Origin of the sequence: Pseudarthrobacter sp. J1763, from assembly GCF_050490295.1 — a bacterium.
Taxonomy (GTDB): Bacteria; Actinomycetota; Actinomycetes; order Actinomycetales; family Micrococcaceae; genus JBNPEO01.
In genome coordinates, this window is sequence record NZ_JBNPEN010000005.1 from 131,452 (window position 1) to 153,658 (window position 22,207).

Annotated in this window: 22 protein-coding genes; 15 read left to right on the forward strand and 7 right to left on the reverse strand. The window is 58.9% G+C overall.

Annotated features, from left to right (window positions below):
• Positions 1-12 precede the first annotated feature (12 nt).
• Positions 13-1,017 (reverse strand): bile acid:sodium symporter family protein, encoded by a 1,005-nt coding sequence (locus ACQQCD_RS06890; RefSeq protein ID WP_430267651.1) that lies wholly within the window; start codon positions 1,015-1,017, stop codon positions 13-15.
• A gap of 70 nt (positions 1,018-1,087) precedes the next feature.
• Positions 1,088-2,224 (reverse strand): GTP pyrophosphokinase, encoded by a 1,137-nt coding sequence (locus ACQQCD_RS06895; RefSeq protein ID WP_430267652.1) that lies wholly within the window; start codon positions 2,222-2,224, stop codon positions 1,088-1,090.
• Between the two features lie 116 nt (positions 2,225-2,340).
• On the opposite strand from ACQQCD_RS06895, the gene ACQQCD_RS06900 reads away from it, so the two are divergent.
• The 8 genes from ACQQCD_RS06900 to ACQQCD_RS06935 are packed head-to-tail and all read left to right on the forward strand — an operon-like array spanning position 2,341 to position 9,983.
• Entirely contained in the window at positions 2,341-3,798 is a 1,458-nt protein-coding gene (locus tag ACQQCD_RS06900) for a glycoside hydrolase family 1 protein (protein ID WP_430267653.1), read from the forward strand.
• Positions 3,798-4,547 (forward strand): prolyl oligopeptidase family serine peptidase, encoded by a 750-nt coding sequence (locus tag ACQQCD_RS06905; RefSeq protein WP_430267654.1) that lies wholly within the window; start codon positions 3,798-3,800, stop codon positions 4,545-4,547. The genes ACQQCD_RS06900 and ACQQCD_RS06905 overlap by 1 nt, the downstream gene beginning before the upstream one ends.
• Positions 4,548-4,551: 4 nt before the next feature.
• Positions 4,552-5,508, forward strand: a complete 957-nt coding sequence (locus ACQQCD_RS06910) for a carbohydrate kinase family protein (protein WP_430267655.1) — start codon at positions 4,552-4,554, stop codon at positions 5,506-5,508.
• A complete protein-coding gene (locus ACQQCD_RS06915; RefSeq protein WP_430267656.1) occupies positions 5,505-6,038 on the forward strand; it encodes a YbhB/YbcL family Raf kinase inhibitor-like protein in 534 nt (177 codons plus the stop codon). Before ACQQCD_RS06910 ends, ACQQCD_RS06915 begins: the two co-directional genes overlap by 4 nt.
• A gap of 60 nt (positions 6,039-6,098) precedes the next feature.
• Positions 6,099-6,914, forward strand: a complete 816-nt coding sequence (locus ACQQCD_RS06920; protein WP_430267657.1) for an HAD family hydrolase — start codon at positions 6,099-6,101, stop codon at positions 6,912-6,914.
• A 1-nt stretch (position 6,915) separates the two neighbouring features.
• Positions 6,916-7,692, forward strand: coding sequence for a glycerophosphodiester phosphodiesterase (locus ACQQCD_RS06925; protein ID WP_430267768.1), 777 nt, complete (start codon positions 6,916-6,918; stop codon positions 7,690-7,692).
• Between the two features lie 46 nt (positions 7,693-7,738).
• Positions 7,739-8,905: a glycerate kinase gene (locus tag ACQQCD_RS06930; RefSeq protein WP_430267658.1), complete on the forward strand. Its 1,167-nt coding sequence runs from the start codon at positions 7,739-7,741 to the stop codon at positions 8,903-8,905.
• A 34-nt stretch (positions 8,906-8,939) separates the two neighbouring features.
• Positions 8,940-9,983: an NAD(P)-dependent alcohol dehydrogenase gene (locus ACQQCD_RS06935; protein ID WP_430267659.1), complete on the forward strand. Its 1,044-nt coding sequence runs from the start codon at positions 8,940-8,942 to the stop codon at positions 9,981-9,983.
• Between the two features lie 108 nt (positions 9,984-10,091).
• Here ACQQCD_RS06935 and ACQQCD_RS06940 read toward each other — a convergent pair whose 3' ends face one another.
• Both ACQQCD_RS06940 and ACQQCD_RS06945 read right to left on the reverse strand, forming a co-directional pair.
• Positions 10,092-10,907 carry a metallophosphoesterase gene (locus ACQQCD_RS06940; RefSeq protein ID WP_430267660.1) on the reverse strand — a complete coding sequence of 272 codons (816 nt, stop codon included), beginning with the start codon at positions 10,905-10,907 and terminating at the stop codon, positions 10,092-10,094.
• Positions 10,908-10,910: 3 nt separating this feature from the next.
• Positions 10,911-12,275, reverse strand: a complete 1,365-nt coding sequence (locus ACQQCD_RS06945; RefSeq protein WP_430267661.1) for a uracil-xanthine permease family protein — start codon at positions 12,273-12,275, stop codon at positions 10,911-10,913.
• A 219-nt stretch (positions 12,276-12,494) separates the two neighbouring features.
• Here ACQQCD_RS06945 and ACQQCD_RS06950 point away from each other — a divergent pair, with 219 nt between their 5' ends.
• A complete protein-coding gene (locus tag ACQQCD_RS06950) occupies positions 12,495-13,100 on the forward strand; it encodes a malonic semialdehyde reductase (protein ID WP_430267662.1) in 606 nt (201 codons plus the stop codon).
• A gap of 181 nt (positions 13,101-13,281) precedes the next feature.
• Here the strand turns inward: ACQQCD_RS06950 and pgm are convergent, their stop codons facing one another.
• Positions 13,282-14,949: a phosphoglucomutase (alpha-D-glucose-1,6-bisphosphate-dependent) gene (gene pgm / locus ACQQCD_RS06955; RefSeq protein ID WP_430267663.1), complete on the reverse strand. Its 1,668-nt coding sequence runs from the start codon at positions 14,947-14,949 to the stop codon at positions 13,282-13,284.
• A 147-nt stretch (positions 14,950-15,096) separates the two neighbouring features.
• Here pgm and ACQQCD_RS06960 point away from each other — a divergent pair, with 147 nt between their 5' ends.
• Positions 15,097-15,687 carry a DUF4190 domain-containing protein gene (locus tag ACQQCD_RS06960; RefSeq protein ID WP_430267664.1) on the forward strand — a complete coding sequence of 197 codons (591 nt, stop codon included), beginning with the start codon at positions 15,097-15,099 and terminating at the stop codon, positions 15,685-15,687.
• A gap of 122 nt (positions 15,688-15,809) precedes the next feature.
• Here the strand turns inward: ACQQCD_RS06960 and ACQQCD_RS06965 are convergent, their stop codons facing one another.
• Complete coding sequence (locus ACQQCD_RS06965; protein ID WP_430267665.1) at positions 15,810-17,279, reverse strand: peptide MFS transporter; 1,470 nt, start codon at positions 17,277-17,279, stop codon at positions 15,810-15,812.
• 360 nt (positions 17,280-17,639) lie between these two features.
• Here ACQQCD_RS06965 and ACQQCD_RS06970 point away from each other — a divergent pair, with 360 nt between their 5' ends.
• From ACQQCD_RS06970 to ACQQCD_RS06985, 4 genes are all read left to right on the forward strand, one after another.
• Positions 17,640-17,798 carry a hypothetical protein gene (locus ACQQCD_RS06970; protein ID WP_430267666.1) on the forward strand — a complete coding sequence of 53 codons (159 nt, stop codon included), beginning with the start codon at positions 17,640-17,642 and terminating at the stop codon, positions 17,796-17,798.
• A 97-nt stretch (positions 17,799-17,895) separates the two neighbouring features.
• Positions 17,896-18,222, forward strand: coding sequence for a rhodanese-like domain-containing protein (locus ACQQCD_RS06975; RefSeq protein WP_430267667.1), 327 nt, complete (start codon positions 17,896-17,898; stop codon positions 18,220-18,222).
• A gap of 91 nt (positions 18,223-18,313) precedes the next feature.
• The gene (pheA, locus tag ACQQCD_RS06980; RefSeq protein WP_430267668.1) at positions 18,314-19,306 is read left to right on the forward strand and encodes a prephenate dehydratase; all 993 of its coding nucleotides are present in this window, start codon (positions 18,314-18,316) and stop codon (positions 19,304-19,306) included.
• A gap of 181 nt (positions 19,307-19,487) precedes the next feature.
• Positions 19,488-19,706: a hypothetical protein gene (locus tag ACQQCD_RS06985; RefSeq protein ID WP_430267669.1), complete on the forward strand. Its 219-nt coding sequence runs from the start codon at positions 19,488-19,490 to the stop codon at positions 19,704-19,706.
• Here the strand turns inward: ACQQCD_RS06985 and ACQQCD_RS06990 are convergent.
• The gene (locus tag ACQQCD_RS06990; RefSeq protein ID WP_430267670.1) at positions 19,703-20,776 is read right to left on the reverse strand and encodes a diacylglycerol/lipid kinase family protein; all 1,074 of its coding nucleotides are present in this window, start codon (positions 20,774-20,776) and stop codon (positions 19,703-19,705) included. The genes ACQQCD_RS06985 and ACQQCD_RS06990 overlap by 4 nt on opposite strands.
• Before the next feature lie 98 nt (positions 20,777-20,874).
• Here ACQQCD_RS06990 and serS point away from each other — a divergent pair, with 98 nt between their 5' ends.
• A complete protein-coding gene (gene serS / locus ACQQCD_RS06995) occupies positions 20,875-22,155 on the forward strand; it encodes a serine--tRNA ligase (protein ID WP_430267671.1) in 1,281 nt (426 codons plus the stop codon).
• The last annotated feature ends 52 nt before the right edge of the window (positions 22,156-22,207 follow it).

The following is a 22,207-nucleotide window of genomic DNA, read 5'->3' on the forward strand; positions in this document are numbered from 1 at the left end:
GCCGTAGTTGGGCTAGTTGGTTGCGGCCTGGGCTGACTGATCGGTAATGGGGCGGCGCGCCAACCATGCAGCAACAATCGCGCCGGAGACGTTGTGCCAGAGTGAGAACACAGCGGAGGGCAGTGCGGCCAAGGGGCTAAAGTGAGCCGCGGCGAGCGTGGCAGCCAAGCCCGAGTTCTGCATACCCACTTCGAAGGCGAGTGCGCGGCGTGCCCGCTGATCCAACCGGCCCACCTTGCCAGCGAGGTAGCCCAGCGCCAGTCCGAAACCGTTATGGAGGACCACGGCGAGGAACACAATGCCGCCAGCGGCTACCAGCTTGCTGGCGCTTCCTGCAACAACAATCGCCACGATCAAAGAAATTACGACGGCGGATGCCCAAGGAAGTGCGGGCAGCAGCTTTGCGACGAGGTTCTTGAGGAACAAGCGCGCCAAGAGGCCAGCGATAACCGGTAAAAGAACCGTTTTGGTGATGTCCCAAACCATGGCACCTGCATCAACATGCAGGAAGGACCCGGCAAGGAAAAGCGTCAGGGCCGGTGTAACAAGTGGTGCGATGAGGGTGGACACAGAGGCCACGGCAACGGAAAGCGCAACATCACCCTTGGCCAAAAATGCCATCACGTTCGAGGCGGTTCCGGACGGGGCGCAACCGACCAGAATGACACCTACAGCAAGTTCGGGAGGCAGGTTCAAGGCCTTAGCGATCACCCAGCCAGCACCCGGCATAATCACGTAGTGTGCCAAGATACCCAGCAGCACGGCCCAAGGGCGGCGAGCTACGGAGGCGAAGTCCGGCGGGGTCAGCGTCAGACCCATACAAAACATAATGACGCCCAGAAGGTACGGCACCGTGGGGGCAAGTGGCTTAAAGACGCCCGGAATCAGGAAGCCCAGAAGACCTGCCACAATCACCAGTAACGGGAAAATGGTGACAGCGAGTTTGGCGACTTTCGCCTCTGCTGCCAAAGCGGGGTTCAAGGGGGTTGATTCAGTGTTTTTAGTTGCCTCAAGCATTCAAAAATATTTACACCAACGTCCACAGTGTGGCGAATCCATGACCATTCCGTGGACAAATATGTCAGATTTAGGCTCCGTGCCCCTTGTTTTCATTGAAACGGTTTTCATTCAGCCGGTACCGCTCGATCTGCCGCAATCGCCGCTGCAGGCTATCCCGGCGAGGGTGAGGCGTGACATCAGGGCCCTCCGCGGTCAAGTTCACATGCTCGGTGCCGAACTCCCACAACAGAAGGTCATCTAGCAGCCGGTCCGGCCCCGGTGAGTACCGGTGATCTAGCGCCTGCCGGACTTGTTTGATTCGTGCCGCACTCAGCAATTCGGCAAGCTGGGCTGTTTCACGCAAGCCGTGAGCGGCCAGAAGCTCGGACGCCCAGCCCCAGTCGTCGTCGACCTTGCGGTCCACGTGCGGAAGGAGGGTGCGCCACACGTCCCGAACCCGGTTGGGGGTCAACGGAAGGGCGCCACCCACCTGTGGATCCCAATAACCACGGACTTCTTCGTAGCGTTCGTTGAGGTCTGAGAAGGCGCTCTCCACGGTTTCCAACATGGCTGCCGTTGCAGTGAACTGGCGGTCAAAGTGCGGCGTCCAGGCGCGACGATCCTCAGCCTTGAACCGGATATCATGCTCAATCTCACTCCACGCGTGGGCAAACACCGTGCGGATCTGGCACTCAAAAAAGTAGCTGCCGTTCGGCGGAATATCTGGGTTAAATTCCTGCTGGTAACTGCGCACTGTGTCATTGTGCAGGGTGCGCAGAATCAGGTGCCGGCTCGAATAACCGTAGGTCCCGGACTCGATAGAACCGATGTCCTTCTCGCGGTCACCGCGGCAATCAAAGAGCTGGCGCTGACGCTTAATGATGTTGGCCACCGTGGCGTTGTCTGCCGGAAGCTTGGTGATCACCCGGACACCCACCATGTCATTCAGCGTCCGGAAAGGATCCGGGAATTTCAGCACTGGCGCTCCACCGGGCTCAAGGGAATCCTCAAGCCGGGAGATTTTCTCGCGGAAAGACTCCACGGTTTTAGTCCGCCCAGTGATAAACAATGGGGTAACTTCCTCACCCTCTAGCATCCGACGCATGGTCAGTAGGACGTCACGAGTTACCAGTTTTAGCGCAGGGCGTACCCGCTCATAAAGTTCAACGTTCGCCTGAACGGCTGCTTGCTGATCTGCATCCAAGCGTTCCCAATTGCTGCCCATGCTGCCAGCATACGTGGGAGCACTGACAAGATGGGAAGTAGCCCACGCGTGCACTATTCTGGGTGTTTACTTGGGGGCGCGGAGCCACCCTGGCATTAAAGAGGATGGGCACCCACATGAGCACTGAAATCACGTTCCCCGAAGGTTTTATATTTGGCAGCGCCACGGCGGCGTACCAAATAGAAGGGGCAGCGGCAGAAGGCGGCCGCGGACCCTCCATTTGGGACACTTTTAGCCACACCCCGGGCGCCGTAGCGGACGGGCACAACGGAGACGTTGCGTGCGATCACTACCACCGCATGCCCCAGGACGTGGCACTGATGAAGTCACTCAATTTGGGCGCCTACCGGTTTTCTATCTCTTGGGCGCGTTGTATGCCCGACGGCGTCACACCGAACCCTGAGGGCATCCGCTTCTACTCCGAGCTAGTAGACGAACTACTCGCCGCCGGGATCAAACCCATGATCACCCTCTATCACTGGGACCTGCCGCAAACCCTCGAGGACAAAGGCGGCTGGGCTAACCGCGAAACCGCCTACCTTTTTGCCAAATATGCAGCAGTAATGCACCAGGCCTTGGGCGATCGGGTGGACTTCTGGACCACCCTCAACGAGCCATGGTGCGCAGCATTTTTGGGCTACGCCGCGGGAGTTCATGCGCCCGGCCGCCAAGACCCAACCACAGCCCTAGCGGCAGCCCACCACCTCCTCTTGGCACATGGATTAGCGGTAGCCGAGTTGCGCCGTCGTAGTAGCGAATTGCAAGTGGGGATTACCCTCAACTTCACCGTGGCGGACCCGCTGGACCCTACCAGCCCCTCGGATGTAGACGCTGCGCGGCGGATCGACGGACAATTCAACCGCATTTTTGTCCACCCCATTTTCAGCGGCGAGTACCCCGCCGACGTTCTTGAAGACACTGCTCACCTTGGCTTCACTCAGTTCATCCAGGACGGTGACTTGGCCATCATTAGCGCGCCAACAGACTTTCTGGGTGTGAATTATTACCACGGTGAGGCCGTCACCACGCTGGAATCAGTGGCCAACAACAGCAACGGCGAGGCAACTGTTCTAGAGAGTCACGCCCCGCCAGGCAGTGAAACACCTTCCCCCTATGTTGCTGCCGAAGGCGTCACGTCCGTCTCCCGCGGATTGCCCGTAACGGACATGGATTGGGAAGTTCAGCCCGATGGTTTGCGGCGCCTTTTGAACCGCTTGCACGCGGAATACACCGGCCCAGCTGGGATTCCGCTGTACATCACGGAGAACGGTGCAGCCTATGCCGATCAGGCTGATAGCAACGGATTTGTGGACGATCAGGACCGCCTGGCGTTTATTGACGCTCACTTGCGGGCGCTCAAGGACGCGCTCGACGACGGTGTGGACGTTCGCGGCTACCTCGCCTGGTCCTTTATGGACAATTTTGAATGGTCCTACGGCTATCACAAACGGTTCGGTTTAGTGCGGGTGGACTACCAAACGCAGGTACGAACGCCCAAAGCCTCGGCCCTGTGGTTTGCAGAAGTCGCAGCCAGCAACAGCCTGCCCTCGGCTTCACAGCCCATAAGCCTCTAGTGACCCAACACCGCTACCACTACGGAGCCCACGAATCACAGTGGGGGGAGTTGTTTTTGCCGTCGGGCGCATCCGGACCTCAAGACATTTCCGGTGTGGTGGTGGTGATACACGGGGGTTATTGGCGGGCGAAATACGGTGCCGAGCTGGGTGAGCCACTCGCAGCTCACTTTGCACACTTAGGCATCCCGGCCTGGAATCTGGAATACCGGAGGGTGGGCAATGGTGGCGGCTGGCCGGCCACCTTTGAGGACATCAGCAGTGGCATCCAGTTCCTGGAAACCCTGCAGGGCGAGCACAGCCTAAACCTGTCCAAGGTGGTGGCCCTAGGTCACTCCGCGGGCGGGCATCTGGCGGTGTGGGCGGCGGGCACCGGGGTGACCCTTACCGGCGTCGTTAGTCAGGCAGGTGTTCTCAATCTTGCCCAAGCCGAAGAACTAGGCCTGAGCAAACACGCCGTGGTGGACCTGCTTGGCGGCAGTTCCGCGGAGATTCCCGAGATTTACCGGGCAACGGACCCCATGTCCGCTGTACCCCTAGGTGTCCCTGTGTACGCGGTTCACGGGAAAGCTGATCTAGATGTCCCCTTCAGCCAATCTGAGAGCTACATTGCCGCAGCCGCAAAGGCAGGAGCGGACAGTGAGTATGCGCAGCTAATCACCGTCCCGGGTGGTCACTTTGAGCTCATTAATCCCGAGGCGGAATCTTTCGCGACATGCAGCCAGCTAGTGCTGAAACTGCTAGCGTAAAGAAATGCTTACGGTCATTGGCGAGGCCCTCGTTGACGTAGTTCAACGCGGTGAAGAACGGCAAGCTCACGCGGGCGGGAGCCCACTGAACGTGGCCGTGGGCATGGCTAGGTTAGACCATCCCGTGCAGTTTATTGGCCGCTACGGGAACGATGCCTACGGGCACATGATCACCGAGCATTTGCGCGAAAGCTCAGTGATGGTCCCGGTGGTGGCGGACGCCTTCCCCACGAGTGTGGCCACAGCCAACATTGATGCCACAGGAGCCGCGAGCTACACCTTTGACCTCTTGTGGGAGCTGCCCTCCCTCAAAGAGCGGCTCCCCGTGATGCTGCAAGCCACCACCTTGTTGCACACCGGATCCATCGCCACTGTGCTAGCTCCCGGTGCTAGCCAAGTCCTCGACGCTGTTGAGCATGCTCATCCGGCGGCAACCATTAGCTTTGACCCTAACTGCCGTCCCAGCATTGTGGGAGATCCTGACTCCGTACGGGAATTGGTGGAAAAGTTCGTAGCGCTCGCAGACGTAGTGAAAGCCTCGGATGAGGATTTGCAATGGCTCTACCCCGGTGTTGATCCGCTGGAATCTGCCCGGCGCTGGAAGGCAATGGGCACTAATAACACCGGCCCAGCACTGGTGATTGTCACCCGTGGAGCTGATGGTCCGTGGGGCATTGTGGATGCTGGCGAGATCACCGTTCCGGCCAGAAGCGTTGACGTGGCAGACACCGTTGGCGCAGGGGACTCCTTTATGGCAGCGCTACTTTCGGCCCTAGTGGATGCTGGCTTGGATGGTGGCCAGCGCCGCCCGGAACTGCACGCTCTCACCGCACAACGGCTCACCGAGATTCTCAGTTACGCGGCCCACGCGGCCGCCATTACGGTTTCCCGGCCGGGCGCCAACCCGCCCACCCGGGCAGAAATAAACCAATCCGTTTCCTCCGATGAAAGGCCAGAATGACTGACTACGATCCGTACGCCGCACTACCGGCCGTGGCCGAATTTGAGGTCACGAGCGACGATTTCAACGACGGCGAGGTTTTTGGCAACGCCCAAGTCAGTGGCGTTTTTGGTGCTGGCGGCCAAGACATCTCGCCCCAGCTGAGCTGGAGTGGCGCTCCCCAAGGCACTCGCAGCTTCGCAGTGACTATCTTGGACCCGGACGCACCTACCGGCTGCGGTTTTTGGCACTGGCTGGTAGCCAACATTCCAGCAGACACCACCTCGCTGCCCAATGGAGCCGGGGCACAGGACGGAATTGCCCTGCCGCACGGTGCCATCCAATTAAGGAACGACGCCGGTTTCCACGGTTTTGTGGGTGCCGCACCACCGGCCGGGCACGGCCCGCACCGGTACATGGTGGTAGTTCATGCAGTGGACGTTGAAGAACTAGAGATCGCCCCGGACTCGCCTCCTGCGTTGATGGGGTTCAACTTGTTCAGCCACAGTATTGGCCGCGCCCGGATTACTGGCATTTACGAACAGCACTAGCTCCTTCGGCGGAATTGGCGCGGTGGCGCAGTTGTCCGTTTGGGCAGATAGGCTCACATGATGCGGTTAGTAGCAAGTGATATTGACGGAACCATCCTCAGCCATGATGGCCACATTAGCGAGCGGACTGTTAAGGCATTCCATGCGTGCCGGGACGCCGGGGTGGAAGTGGTGTTTGTGACAGGCCGTCCACCACGCTGGCTGACTCCGCTGCAAGAGCAGCTCGGCCACACTGGGACTGTCATTTGTTCCAACGGGGCTGTGGTGTGGGATCTTGAATCGGACAAAGTCATTGACGCCAAGGGCTTGGATCTTGCCACAGTCCTTGAGCTGCGCCGTATTGTGAGCGAGGTCCGCCCCGAGGCCCGTTTTGCTGCCGAGACGCTGGGCGGATTTCACTTGGAGCCGGACTTTATTGAGCCCGGCACCGTTCGCGCACTGGACCACATTGTTCCTGCGCCCCTTGAGGAGACCCTCAGCCCGGAGGAGACGGTGGTCAAGTTTATGGCGATCAGCGCCAACGGCACTGCCGACGCATTCTTGGCTGAGGTTAGTCCCGCGGTCGAACATTTGGCAACGGTAACCCACTCAGCGCCCGGAACCGCACTACTGGAAATCTCTCTGCCAGGCCTGAACAAGGCGGTCACGTTGGCCGAGTACGCCGCGCAGTTGGGGATTGATGCAGCGGATGTGGTGGCGTTTGGGGACATGCCCAACGATGTCCAGATGCTCGCGTGGGCGGGGCAGGGTTATGCGATGGCGAGCGGTCACCCCGAGGCGATCGCCGCGGCAGGGCAGCAAGCACCGCACTTTGACGACGACGGCGTGGCCCAGATTCTGGAGCAAAAGCTCGCCGAATTACTCGCTGGCCGCTGAGATGCTGGAGTACTTCCAGCACGATGAGCGCCCTGGCAAACCCTTAGCGCTGGCACATCGAGGCTTCTCGCTGGACGGTCTGGAAAACTCTCTGGCAGCGTTCCGGGCCGCAGCTGAGCTGGGGTTTGTGCACCTCGAAACGGATGTTCACACCACTGCCGACGGGGTGCTGCTGGTGTTTCATGATCAGACGCTGGACCGGGTCACTGACAGTACAGGCAAAATTTCTGAGCTGACCGCAGCAGAGGTGTCACAGGCACGGATCGGCGGCATTGAACCTGTACCCACGCTGGTTGAGTTGCTGGAAGCTGTTCCCAACGCCAAACTGAACTTGGACGTTAAGGACTCCGGATCGGTGGAGACCTTGGCTGCGCTCATTGAAGAGCATGGATTGCATCACCGAGTCTTGGTGGCGTCGTTTTCAGACAAGCGCCGCCGGGCAGTGCTCAAACGCCTGAGCCGCAGGACAGCCTCATCTGGGGGTATGCTCACCACCGCCGTTTTTGTCTTGTTTGGCGGTCTGCTTCCGGACCGAATGTTAAGACGCATTTTGCGCGATGTGGATGTGTTCCAAGTGCCCCGAAACTACGGCCGGCTCAAGGTGGTCACCGCTGCGCGGGTGGCTCGCGCGCACCGTCTTGACGTGCAGATTCACGTCTGGACAATCAACGACGCCCCGACCATGCACAAACTCTTAGACCTTGGCGTGGACGGAATTGTGAGCGACCGAGCTGACATTCTGCGGGAAGTTCTCGAGGCTCGCGGAGACTGGCTCTAGAACATTCGTCTACTTACTGAGTCGGTGTAACTGGCAAGATGGTGTGATGCGCATTCTCATCGCACCAGACAAGTTCAAAGGCTCCCTGAGCGCGGCCGAGGCAGCCTCGGCCATTGCAGAAGGTGTCCTGCGGGTTTATCCCGATGCAATCGTCACCCAGTTCCCCGTTGCCGACGGCGGCGAAGGAACTCTGGAGGCCGCAATTGCGGCAGGCTACGAGGAGAAACTCAGTGCCGTCGTCGGGCCGATCCTCAAGCCCACCGGCGCTGCATGGGCGCTGCGGACTGACGCGTTTGGCACCTCCACCGCGATTGTGGAAACCTCCCAAGCGTCCGGCCTCGCGTTGGTGGATGAGGGCATGCTGGACGCGAGCGGCAAGCCAACCCCAGAGGCCGCACTGCGCGCGCACAGTTACGGTTGCGGCCAGCTGATTGCTTCCGCGCTGGACGCCGGGGCCACTGAGATTGTGTTGGGTTTGGGAGGTTCTGCCATGTCCGACGGCGGATCCGGCGCTTTGCGTGCCTTGGGACTCAAACCACTTGACGCTTCCGGGAACGTGGTGCCGTTGGGCGGCGGATCCCTGATCGATGTGGTGTCAGTGGACACGTCCGCCCTTGATCCGCGCCTGAGTGCCGTGAAAATCCGCCTCGCTGTGGACGTTCAGCACCCGATCTTTGGTGGGGGCCGGACCGGAAGCGAAGGCGCCGCACACGTATTCGGGCCGCAAAAAGGTGCCGATGAGGACGGTGTGGAACTCCTCGACGCTGGACTGCGCAACTGGGCCTCGGTGATCCGCCAAGCCACCGGCCGGGACGTTAACGTGCCCGGTGCCGGTGCTGCTGGCGGATTCCCAGCAGCATTCCTCGGTTTCTCCAACGCCACTCTGGAAGAAGGCTTTGGCCTAGTGGCATCCCTGACCGGCTTGGCACCCGTTTTGGCCGAAGCTGACCTGGTGATCACCGGGGAAGGCTCTCTGGATGCGCAGTCCCTCGAAGGCAAAGCCCCTATTGCCTTGGCTGATGCGGCCAGTGGGCGGGGGATTCCTGTGCTGGCAGTAGCTGGGCGAATTCTGGTAACGCCCGAGGAACTGGCCGAACACGGAATAGACGCCGCCGTTCAGTTGTTGGACTTAGCGCCAAGTCCCGCCGCGGCGCAGTCCGAAGCCGCAAAATATCTCACCCTGGCCACCCAGCAAGTGCTGGAAGGAGCCTAGTTCTGAGTGTAGGGACAGGAACAATAGGAGAACTATGACTACCGTCAACGCCTACGTGGCACCATCCGCTGGTGCACCACTAGAAGCAACCACCATTGAGCGCCGAGAAGTGGGACCCCATGACGTCCTGATTGACATCAAGTTCGCCGGCATTTGCCACTCGGACATCCACACCGTTCGCGGTGACTGGGGCCCCCAGCAGTACCCGCTGGCACCGGGCCACGAAATCGCCGGAATCGTTGCTGCAGTTGGCTCCGAAGTAACTCGCCACAAGGTGGGCGATCGCGTTGGTGTTGGCTGTATGGTCAACTCCTGCGGCGAGTGTGTGAATTGTGAAAAGGGCGAAGAGCAGTACTGCCTCAAGGGCAACGTGGGCACCTACGGCTCAGTTGACCGTGATGGCACCATCACCCAGGGCGGCTACACCACCGCCGTAGTGGTGACCGAAAACTTTGTGGTCTCCATCCCGGACGGCCTTGAACTAGACGTTGCTGCTCCGCTTTTGTGCGCCGGCATCACCACCTTCTCCCCTCTGAACCACTGGAACGCCGGCCCCGGCAAAAAGGTTGGTGTGATTGGTTTGGGTGGACTTGGCCACATGGCCGTGCAGATTGCGCACGCCATGGGTGCCGAGGTGACTGTGCTGTCGCAGACGCTCAACAAGAAGGAAGATGGCCTGAGCTTGGGCGCAGACCACTACTACGCCACGAGCGATCCGGAGACGTTCAAACAGCTGGCTGGCTCCTTGGATCTGATCATCAACACGGTTTCCGCCAAGTTGGATATCAGCGCTTACTTGCAGCTGTTGGCACTCGATGGGACCTTGGTCAGCGTTGGTGCCCCGCCGGAGCCCCTGCCGGTTCAGGCATTCTCGCTGATCGGTGCACGCCGATCCTTCGCCGGATCAGCTATTGGTGGCATCCGCGAAACCCAGGAGATGCTCAACTTCTGCGCCGAGCACGGTATTGGTGCCAAAATCGAAGTCATCTCGGCTGACCAGATCAATGAGGCCTACGAGCGCGTTTTGAAGTCTGACGTTCGCTACCGCTTTGTCATCGACACGGCAACGCTGAACTAACAGGAACCGCTACAAAATAGGACATCCGCACCCGAATCCCGGGTGCGGATGTCCATTTTTGTAGCGGCATCGAGAGTACGACGTCGGCACTCACCCCAGTGGGTGGGTTCAGTGTGCCTTGGGTGGAATTAGCTCGAAAACAAGGCAGGGTCCGCCGTCGTACAGCCCGGCGTCAATATCCACGGCGAGACCGCCTGCGTACTCCTCCGGCCCGGCAGTCTCGAATGCTAGGTACCCGTGCACCTCGGAAATGATGCTGTGCCCGTGGATGATCCGCTCGCCGCCCAAAGAATTGAGCATACTCACCGAATTTGTGTGGCCCTGAACTCCACGGAATGCCCCACGCGTGGTCATCCGAGCCCACACATTCCACAGCTGTTCAAGGTTCTCGCTGCGCAGTGCCGCCCCAATAGTGGTGTTGACTTCACTCACCGTTGAACCAAATTCCAAGTACGCCGTGGTGTCCGAATGCAGCAACAATTCAGTCCCGGCTAAGGCCACCGCTGGCCGGTCCATAAGCCACTGGACATGACGGGGGGACAGCCCCTCCTGGTCAGAATTTTGGCCGCCATTGCGCACCCATGATGCGTGAAAATTCCGTGGACCCGTGGCCGTTTCCAACGCCTGGGTCCCAAACAACTTGGTGCCCAACGCCAGCACCTCATGATTGCCCAGAAGTGCGTGAACACCACCGCCAGCTTCGCGGGCGGAGACCTCCAGCTGCATCAACACGTCAATGACACCCAGCCCGTGGGGACCCCGGTCTAGGTAGTCCCCGAGGAAGTACACGTGCGAGTTGCCACCTTGCCAGCGGCCCACCGAATCAACCAGCCCTTGCCACGAGAGCTCCTCTAGGAGAGGTTTTAGGGCGCCGTGGATATCACCTACGGCAAAGTAGCGGGCTGATTCGGCGGGTTCGATCATGCGCTAGCGCTTCTTCTTGGTGGCAGCTTTAGCGGCTCGCGCTGCCATCCGCTCGGCGATTGGCTCACCCTTATGGGAGACCGGGCCCTCAGTCTCGGGGTCAGAGACTGTACCCCGAGCCTTCGCGATGGCCTTCATACCGTGGTAGATCAGCAAGGCAGCGGCTGAGCCCAACGCAATACCGGTGAACTTGAGCGAGCCAATGGTCCAGGTGTAATCCGCAATACCAATAATGAGTGCCACGGCGGCGGTGGTCAGGTTCACAGAGTTAGAGAAGTTCACCCGGTTCTGGACCCAAATCTTCACACCCAGCACACCGATCATGCCGTACAACATGGTGGCCGCGCCGCCCAAAACACCGGCCGGAACCGTGGCAATGAGCGCACCGAACTTGGGCGAGAAGCTCAGCAGAATCGCGAACAAACCAGCAACCCAGTAAGCAGCAGTGGAGTACACCTTGGTCGCAGCCATCACACCAATGTTTTCGGCGTAGGTGGTGGTGCCAGAACCGCCGCCCAAACCGGCCAGCACCGTAGCGGCACCGTCAGCCATCAGTGCGCGGCCGGAGACGCCGTCGAGGTTTTGACCAGTCATGGCAGCCACCGACTTTACGTGCCCGATGTTCTCAGCCACGAGCACCAACACCACTGGCACAAACAGGCCCACTACACCAACGTGGAATTCGGGCGTTTGGAAGTGTGGCAGGCCAATCCAATCGGCTGCATTGACGGTGGTGTAGTCCACTTCACCGCGGATGTTGGCCACAATGTAGCCCACCACCACACCCACCAGGATGTTCAAGCGGCCAATGATTCCGCGGAACAGTACTGTCACCAAAATGATGGTCACCAGAGTCAGCAGAGCGGTGATTGGTGCAGCGTCAAAGTTGTTTTTCGCGGCTGAGGCCAGGTTCAGTCCAATCAGCGCCACAATGGTTCCGGTGACGATCGGGGGCATCAAACGGTTGATCCATGCGGCGCCAAACTTTTGGACCACCACACCAATCAAAGCCAGGACGGCGCCAGCCATCACCACACCGCCCAAGGCGCCAGCAACACCGAATTGCTCTTGTGAGGCCGCGATGGGGGCAATAAAGGCAAAGCTGGAACCCAAGTAGCTGGGTACCTTGCCGGCGGTGATGATCAGGAAGAGGATGGTGCCCACACCCGAGAAAAACAGGGTGGTGGCCGGGGGCATGTGGGTCAGGATGGGCACCAAGAACGTGGCACCGAACATGGCCACCACGTGCTGCATACCAATGCCGATGGTCAACGGCCAGGCGAGGCGCTCTTGCGGAGCCACCACCTCGCCGGGGCGCACGGACTTGCCGTCGCCGTGAAGGGTCCATTTGGTTCCGAGCAGGCTCAAGAGGAGCGCCTTTCGCTATCAAGAAATTAGGCTGACAATCCGTCAGGGGTTCGGATGCAACTTTACTGTGCAGCACGCTGTGCTGAATATCACGTCCATAAATGGGAAGCACAAACGAGACCACGGTGTTGACGCCAAGGAAACGACGCGAATATTGGCGCCGCACCATTCGGATCACTCTTCTGATCCAGCCATCCCAGGTCTTTCCCAAGGAGTCCCATGAGCATCGCCCACGAAGAAGCCGTCCTCGACGCAACCGCCATCAACACCCTGTTTGCCGAGGCACGCACCGCGAACTCATTCACCGGTGAAGTCACCGAGGAACAAGCTCAGGCCATTTACGAACTGACAAAGTTTGGCCCCACGGCGTTCAACTCCCAGCCACTGCGAGTTACCTACGTGCGTTCTGCCGAAGCCCGCGCTGCCCTCGTGGACAACATGGCTCGTGGCAACCAAGCCAAAACCGCTTCAGCCCCCTTAGTTGCAGTGCTCAGCTTTGACACCGCGTGGCACGAACGCTGGGATGCTTTTATGCCAGGTTTCAACGCCCCGAAAGCCATGTTCGACGCCGACCAGGCCGTCACCGCAGCCACGGGTAACAACAACGCCCACCTGCAGGCCGGCTACTTCATCATGGCCGTGCGCGCACTGGGCTTAGCCGCTGGCCCCATGACCGGCGCCAACTTCGCCGGCATTGACGCTCAGCTCTTCCCCGAGGGAGACCAGAAGTCATTTATGGTGATCAACATTGGCCAACCTGGTGAAGATGCATGGGGCGACGCCAAGCCGAAGTTTGACTACAAGGATGCTGTACGCACCGTCTAAATTTCCCCCCCATTGGCTCGCAAGTGTGGCTCCACTCGCCCTTGAGTGGAGCCACACTTGCGAGCGGACTGGGTGCGGGGGACGCAAAATGCCTCCAGCACGATGGGGGACACGCTGGAGGCATCACGCGGACGCAATTTAGCTGGCAAGAACTCGGCTACGCCCGGAACCACAAATTAGCCTAGCCGATGACCCCATCCACAAGAGCCTTCGCCTCGGCCTGAACCAAAGCCAAATGCTCAGCGCCCTTAAATGACTCGGCATAGATCTTGTAAACGTCCTCAGTACCCGAGGGACGAGCCGCGAACCACGCGTTCTCGGTCACAACCTTGAGCCCGCCAATGGCCGCGCCATTGCCGGGAGCCTCGGTGAGTTTCGCGGTGATCTGCTCGCCAGCCAACTCGGTTGCAGTGACATCTGAAGCGGAGAGCTTCCCCAAAGCCGCTTTCTGCTCCCGGTTAGCCGCAGCATCAATACGTGCATACACCGGATCGCCAAACTGATCAGTAAGCCCGGTGTACAACTCCGACGGCGACTTGCCCGTCACGGCCGTAATCTCCGAAGCCAGCAGGGCCAGCAAAATGCCGTCCTTATCCGTGGTCCACACCGAGCCGTCCATTTTGTTGAAGGACGCGCCAGCTGACTCTTCGCCACCAAAAGCGCCCTCACCGGACAACAACCCCGGAACAAACCACTTAAAGCCCACCGGCACTTCAACCAGCTTGCGGCCCAAACCTTCTGCCACCCGGTCAATGATCGAGGAGGAAACCAAGGTTTTGCCGACCACTGAGGCGGGGTTCCAGCCCTGACGGTTCCGGTACAAATAATCAATCGCGACGGCGAGGTAATGGTTCGGGTTCATGAGCCCACCCTTGCCGTTAATCACTGGGGTGACGATCCCGTGGCGGTCCGCATCGGCGTCGTTCCCGGTGGCAATATCAAAAGGCGACTTCCCGGCGTCGTCCGCTTTCATCCGAGCAATCAATGACGCCATGGCGTTGGGTGAGGAGCAATCCATGCGGATCTTCTCATCCCAGTCCAAAGTCATAAAGGCCCATTGCGGGTCCACCGTGGGGTTCACCACTGTCAGATCCAAGTGGTGGCGCTCGCCGATTTCGCCCCAATAATCCACCGACGCGCCGCCCAAGGGGTCAGCACCAATCCGCAAACCAGCGTTCCGGATGGCGTCCAGGTCCAAAACTGAGGGCAGGTCATCTACGTAGCTTGAGAGGAAATCGAACTTGCCAACGTTCTCCGAATTCAGGGCCTCAGCAATGGGAATGCGTTGGACCCCGCGAAGCCCATTTTCAAGCAGCTCATTGGCTCGGTTAGCAATCCAGGCAGTGGCGTCAGTATCTGCCGGACCACCGTGAGGCGGGTTGTATTTGAAGCCGCCATCACCGGGCGGGTTGTGGCTGGGAGTAACAACAATGCCGTCAGCCTGGTCCAAGTGACCGGCGTTGTTGTATTTCAAAATCGCGTGACTCAAGGCCGGTGTGGGGGTGTAACCATGGCGAGCATCAATCAGGACGTGAACCCCGTTGGCTGCAAGAACTTCAAGGGCAGTGTTCTGTGCCGGTTCGCTCAACGCGTGAGTGTCCTTGGCCAAATACAGTGGGCCGATGATTCCCTGAGCTGCGCGGTATTCAACAATTGCCTGTGTGATCGCGGCAATGTGCTGCTCATTAAAAGAGGACTTTAAACTGGACCCGCGGTGACCGGAAGTACCAAACGCCACTCGTTGAGAGGGATCGCTGGGATCCGGAATGACGTCAAAATACGCGTCAAGCAAAGCGGTCAGATCCACAAGGTCTGAAGGTAGGGCTACAGTGCCCGCTCGGTTAGCCATGTGTACAGCATGCCAGAGTGTATTGAATGGGGAAATGCCCGTCAGCCATGTGGACTCAACGGGGCTATTATGACGTTGGCGGTAGGCTGGGGTAACGACGTTTCAAGCGTTTCGCGAGCCTGCAAAGCGCCTAATTCAAGGGGAAATATGAGCGACATGTACAGCGGCGGCAACGAAGCTAACAAACCGGTTCCTCCAGTGCCTCCGGTTCCCCCGTACACGGCCGCCACCCCGCCAGTGCCACCTGCCGCCGGGACTCCAGTGCCGCCGTCGTACGGTCAGCAACCGGGAGGATACCAAAACACTGGTTACCAAAACGGCGGATACCCAAGCGCGCCCCAGAATAATGGCTATCAGAACCAAGGTTTTCAGAACCCCGGTTACCAAAACCAGGGCCAACCGAACGGTTACCAGAACCAGGGCTTCCAGAATCAGGGTTTCCAGAACCCCAACCCCTATGGCCAGCCCGCATACTTCGGCATGCCAGCGGAACCCAAGGGCCTGAGTATTGCTGCGATGGTGCTTGGAATTGTGTCAGTTTTCACTGCAGGTTGGCTCATCTTGCCTGAAATTGCCGCCATCATTTTGGGCCACATTGCCTTGAAGAAGGAGCCTGCTGGCAAAGGAATGGCGTTGACGGGTCTCATCTGTGGCTACGTGGTTGTTGCCGGGTGGGTGGTTATTCTGGCAATCTTCCTGGTCCTGGGGGCTGCGGCCGGTCCAGGTTTGTCTAACTAGGCAGCTCTATCTGACGGGCTAACTGGCTCTGGCTGAGATTCCCCTTCTTTTGCCAATAAGGCAGCAAAAAGGCGGCGTGTCCTTGGAGGCACGCCGCCTTTGGGCTCTAAAGCTGGGGAAACTCAGCGAACGCCGGACATCAACTTCTTGATTCCAGGGGTCGCAGCTGCCAGTGCAACGGCCACCACAATGGCAACGCCACCCACACCCATAAAGTACGGCAGTTCATCGTCCGGGTTGTAGAGACCGGCCAGAATCCCTGCCACGGTGGTGCCTAGCGAAACCGAGAGGAAAAACAGTGCCACCATCTGGGTTTGGAACGCTTCGGGGGCCAGCTTGGTGGTCACCGAAAGTCCGATCGGGGACAGGAACAACTCGGCGAGGGTAAAGAGGAACAGGATTCCAACCAGCGCCAAAAGCGGGGTTTTTGCGTTGCCAGCCAGGGGAACAAAGGCCAGGAACGCCAGGCCCATCACGGCCAACCCAATGGCGAACTTCAATGGCGAGGACGGCTGGCGGTCGCCCAGTTTGGTCCACACAGCCGCGAGAACACCGGCAAAAATGATGATAAATACCGGGTTGATGGACTGAACCCACGCAGCCGGCATCTCCCAACCGAAGAGATTGCGGTCCAGCTTCTGATCAGAGTAAACGGCCAAGAAGGTGAACTGCTGCTGGAACAAGGCCCAGAACGCTGCCGAAGCAATGTAAAGCGGGATAAATGCATAAACCCGTTTGCGGTCAGTGCTGGTGATTTTTTGGCTGCTCAGGATGATCACCAAGTAGACGATCGTGGCGGCAATGGCCACAATCGCCATGGTGTTGGCCAGGTTGTCTGCGTTGACCAGTCCGGTACCCAAAACAAGGGCAAGAATAACGACGACGGCAGCGAAGATGAGCGCGTAACGGCCACGTTCTGACTTGGCCAAAGGGTTGGCAACGCGGTGCGCTTCCTCCGGGAGTGCTTTACGCCCGCTTGCGTAAATAGCTAGACCAATTGCCATTCCCACCGCCGCGGCACCGAAGCCCCAGTGGAAACCGAAAGACGTTTGGAGCCAACCGGTGATCAGCGGCCCCACGAGCCCACCGAGGTTGATGCCCATGTAGAAGATGGAGAAGCCGGCGTCGCGGCGTTCATCCGTCTTGTTGTAAAGCGAGCCAACCAAGGCCGTGGCATTGGCCTTCAGGCCCCCGGAACCCAACGCAATGAGGACTAGACCAATAACCAGTCCCGTGACGCCCGGGATTACGGCCAGCGAGACGTGGCCGGCCATGATGATGATCGCGGAGAAAAACAGTACCTTCTCGGAACCGAACAAGCGGTCAGAGAGCCATGCCCCAAGAATGGTGGAGAGGTAAACGCCTCCACCGTAGGCGCCCACAAGGCTCAGCGAGAGCCCCCGGTCTATACCCAGGCCGCCTTCGGCAAGGCTGTAGTACATGTAGAAAGCGAGGATTCCCTGCATTCCGTAGAACGAGAAACGTTCCCACATTTCTACGGAGAAGAGGTTGGCCAACATCTTTGGGTGGCCAAAAAATGAGGTGTCGCCACTGCCAGATTTGGTGGAGTGGATCGTTTGCGTTGAGCTCATTTTCTCTATTCTCCCCGCAAGGGTGGGAGGCTGTCACATTTGCGCATGGCTGACAAGTCTGTTTCAGGTCATGACAAATGGCCTCTGCTAACGGGTTTAGCTACTCAATGTTCGTGCGGATCACCCTTGGCTTCTGTGCCAAAGATCAGGGTGACAGCGCGCATGTCCACAACGAATCCTGCGAACAAAAGTGTGTAGCCAAGGAAGGTGTAGGGGTGGACGTTTTGAGTGAGCCAAGAGCCCGGATCGGCTTAGGTGGTCCCGGCGTTCCTTCCACCCTTTGAACCAAAAGAGCGGATTGCCGGCAGTTCCGGTGGGGATCATAATTTCCAGCACCATCAGCAAGCCAATACCGCGAACATGAATGCCCAGCGCTACGACTCTGACAACGACGTCAAAGAATCCGAAGGCTACGTTCAGTGGCTCCACAGATTGCATTCTGCCCCGAGCGTGGAACTTGTTGTTGATCTTGCTCTAGTGGAAGCGTCACAGCTGGGCGACTTCGGGCGGGAGCGATAGTCTGGGGAGAGATTTTCCCGGTCCCGCCACTTTGGTTTTTGGCTGTTGGGGGGACCTGCACCTTTACTGGAACACCGTGAGAGAGGAACTGGAACAGATGAGTGAGTTAGAGACTGTCAGCGTTGAGCAGATTCCCGCTGGCGGGACCATTCTTGACGTTCGTGAAGACTACGAATGGGCCGCAGGCCACGTAGATGGCGCCCTCCACATCCCCTTGGATCAGTTGCCGGAGCGCATTGACGATCTGGACCCCGATGTGGACCTGTATGTCATTTGCCGTACCGGTGGCCGCTCGGTCCGCGCCACGCAGTGGCTGGTGGGCCAAGGCTATTCAGCCATTAACGTTGCCGGCGGTATGGGCGCATGGTTTGAGGCTGGCAAAGAAATGAAGGCCGACGGCGGCCAGGAACCTACTGTTCTTTAGCTAGCTCTGTTCTTTTGCTAGCGTCCTCGCCGCTTACCTTACAGTCCCTCGAGCTTCGGCTCACCTACATATACCCCCTAAGGAATATTTGATGGCTGAGCAAAAGTCCTACACCTTTCTGGGACCGGAGGGCACCTTCACCGAAGCGGCCCTGCTGCAGGTTTCCGGAGCTCGCGACGCTTTGCGTATACCGTCCTCCAACGTCAACACCGCACTGGATAAAGTCCGCGAAGGCAGTGTTGATGCGGCGATGGTGCCCATCGAGAATTCCGTTGAAGGCGGCGTGACGGCAACCCTAGATGCCATCGCTACCGGTGTTCAGCTGCAGATTGTCCGTGAAGTCCTGGTGCCGGTCAGCTTTTTCCTCGTGGCGCGGCCGGGCATAGCACTGACGGACATCAAGCGAATTTCAACCCACGGGCATGCGTGGGCCCAGTGCCGTCTTTGGGTAGAAAAGAATATTCCTGACTGTGAATATGTTCCAGGATCGTCCACTGCAGCTTCAGCCATGGGGCTGCTGGAAGACGATGCTGGTTATGACGCAGCGATTTGTGCCCCGATCGTGGCACAAGAGCAAGCCGGTCTCAACGTTCTTGCCGAGGACATTGGAGACAACCCAGGTGCCGTGACCCGTTTTGTGCTGGTCAGCCAGCCCGGAGCCCTTCCCGAGCCAACGGGTGCGGACAAAACCACGGTGGTTGTACCCTTGCCCAAGGACCGGCCTGGTGCGCTGATGGAAATCTTGGATCAGTTCGCTACTCGCGGGGTCAACTTGAGCCGGATTGAATCGCGTCCTACGGGTCAATATCTGGGTCACTACTTTTTCAGCATTGACGTTGATGGCCATGCCGCCGATGCGCGAGTTGCTGATGCTCTTGCCGGGCTGCACCGAATCAGCCCGGATCTCCGCTTCCTCGGCTCCTACGGCCGGGCCGATCAGCGCGCTACTAAGATCCAACAGCACTACTCGGACCAAGCGTTCCGTGATTCCCACGCCTGGGTGGACGCTTTGTTGACCCCGCCAGCGATGACCGATTCTGAGAGTGCGGGCAGTGCGCGTAAGGCTGGTCGCCGCCGGGCATAAACGCCCATCATGAGCGTTGCTCCAACGGCGGTTAGGAGCAGCAGAAACTTCGCCCCAAACTGTCCCAGCTGGCGCTAATAGCAAAATGCTTGCCTAGCTTCCTGTGTCTTCAGCCAATTGATGCGTATGCTTGCCAAACCAAAAGGGGCAAGGTCCTCAACTGATCTCCAAGGAGGAGCGCATGTCGGACAACGATGGCCAGGGAATGATTGTTAATCCCAAGCCGAGCAAAGACAACCAGGACTGGGACGGCGACGAGGCTGACCGGGCTGATCGACTGCGCTTTGAAGAGGAGCAGGCGTTGATCCGCGAGCAGTCAGAAGCGCGTGCTGCTGCGAAGGCCCTGGAAGAGCAAGAAAAACAAGAGCAGGTCAACCTCAAGGACGCCCAAAAGCGTTAGTTCTCGCTTGTATCCACACTGTTGTTTTTGACCCGAACCAAGAGTGATCGTGGGTCCACCTCAACGGTGACTTCTGTTGCAGCGCCCGAGGGGTCGCCGTCGAGCTGTGTTTCCATCGGCTCGGCGCTACGAATAGTGATCTTCCGGGCGCTGTAGAAGTTCATCATGGGCAGATCGTGTTTGTGTTTGAACACAATTTTTCCGTACATTGCTAGCCAACCGATGGCACTGCGCGGGCTCATCACCACAACGTCGAGCTGGCCGTCATCAACCATGGCGCCGGGGATAAAGTCGATTCCGCCGGGGATTAGCCCACAGTTGGCGAAGAGGACGCTGCGAATTTTGCGTTTCTGCTCGGGTTCATCGTCGAGCGAGATGGTGACCGTTTTGCGCCGACCCGGCAAGTGCCGCACACCGGCCTCCGTGTAGGCGAGCCAGCCCACAGCTTTTTTGAGGTCGTCCTTGGTGTCGCCCACAACCTCGGCGTCCAAACCGATGCCGGCGATCACCAAAAAGGTGTGCTGGGATGACTCCTTAGTCACCGAGTTGGCGATCTTAATGCGCGCAGTGTCAATAAATCGTTGGCTACCAAAGAGGGCGGTTTGAACTGCCGCGTACAAGTCGCCCACGTCAATGTCTAGGTTGCGCCCCAAAAGGTTTCCAGTGCCCAAGGGCAGCAGGCCCATGGCCACATCGGTGCCGGAGAGTACCTCGGCCACGGCGCGAACCGTGCCGTCCCCACCGCCGGCAATAACGACGTCGACCCCGGCTTCCAGCGCCCGGCGCGTTTGCGAATACCCCGGATCCTCCACGGTGGTTTCGAAGAACAGCGGTGTCTCCCAACCCGCTAGAGTGGCCGAACGAATGATGGTGGACAGCGCCTCTTCGGCGCGCAGTTTGGACGGATTAATCACCACAGCCACACGTTGATGGCCGCTTGAAACCGCCTGCGATTCACCGGCAACTGCGCTACGAACATGCCGTGCTTGAAGACGCCGAACACCCCAAGCGCTGACGATTACGAACACAATAATCGCGGCGATGATGAGGTAAGGCAGCCAGTCAGTCATAGTCCTCTAACCATATCGGCACAACGGCGTTGAAATTGCGGCGACCCATCTGGAGTGCGAGCACCAAGGGAAGCGAAGATTTTCGATACTCTTGGAGGGTGATTGACGTAAAAGACCTCAGCGAGAATCCGGACAAGTTCCGTGCCAGCCAACAAGCCCGTGGCGCAGACGCCTCCGTGGTGGACCGGATCATTGCTGCAGACTCTACGCGCAGGGCGGCGCTGATTCGCTACGAGAACCTCCGCGCCGAGCAGAACGCCTTCGGCAAGCGTGTGGCTCAAGCCAAGGGTGAAGAGAAGCAAGCGTTATTGGCTGAGGTCAAGGTATTGGCTGGAGAGGTCAAGGCTGCGTCGGCTGAGGCTGACGCTGCCCAGGCCGAGCATGATGAGCTGTTGCGTGCCGTTCCCAACTTGGTGATTGAGGGCACGCCCGAGGGCGGCGAAGACGACTACGTTGTGGTCAAGACAGTTGGTACACCTCGCCAATTCAACGATTTTGAGCCGAAAGACCACCTGGAAATTGGTGAGCTGATTGGCGCGATCGACATGGAACGCGGCGCCAAGGTTTCAGGTTCACGTTTTTACTTCTTGCGTGGTGTTGGTGCCCGTCTGGAAATGGCACTCCTGCACATGGCCATGGATCAGGCGATCGAAGCCGGTTTTGTGCCAATGATTACCCCAACGTTGGTCCGTCCCGAGACCATGCAGGGCACGGGCTTCGATGTAAAGCACGACGCCGAGATCTACCGTCTCGCTGAAGACGACCTTTACCTGGTGGGCACCTCAGAGGTGCCGTTGGCCGGGTACCACTCGGACGAGATTTTGGACCTGTCCGATGGCCCTATTCGCTACGCGGGTCAGAGCTCTTGTTACCGCCGTGAAGCTGGATCCCACGGTAAGGACACCCGCGGGATCATCCGTGTGCACCAGTTCAACAAGGTGGAGATGTTCGTCTACACCACTGTTGAAAAGGCCGAGGCTGAACACCAGCGTTTGCTGGCTTGGGAAGAGGAAATGCTGGCCAAGTGCGAGCTGCCTTACCGCGTGATTGACACTGCTGCAGGGGACTTGGGGAACTCGGCTGCCCGCAAGTTTGACTGCGAAGCGTGGGTCCCCACGCAGGGCGCGTATCGCGAGCTCACCTCCACCTCAAACTGCACCAGCTACCAGGCGCGGCGATTGAATATTCGCGAACGCGTTATTGGCGCCGACGGCTCCCCGAAGGGCACACGCCCCGTAGCTACCCTCAACGGCACCTTGGCCACTACCCGGTGGATTGTGGCAATTCTGGAGCACCACCAGAACCCGGACGGTTCTGTGAATGTGCCCGAGGCTCTGCGACCGTACATTGGCGGCTTGGAAGTTCTCCCCGTTCTGTAGTTCACCCGCAAACGGACTTTTCACCCCAAAACGACGGGGTGAAAAGTCCGTT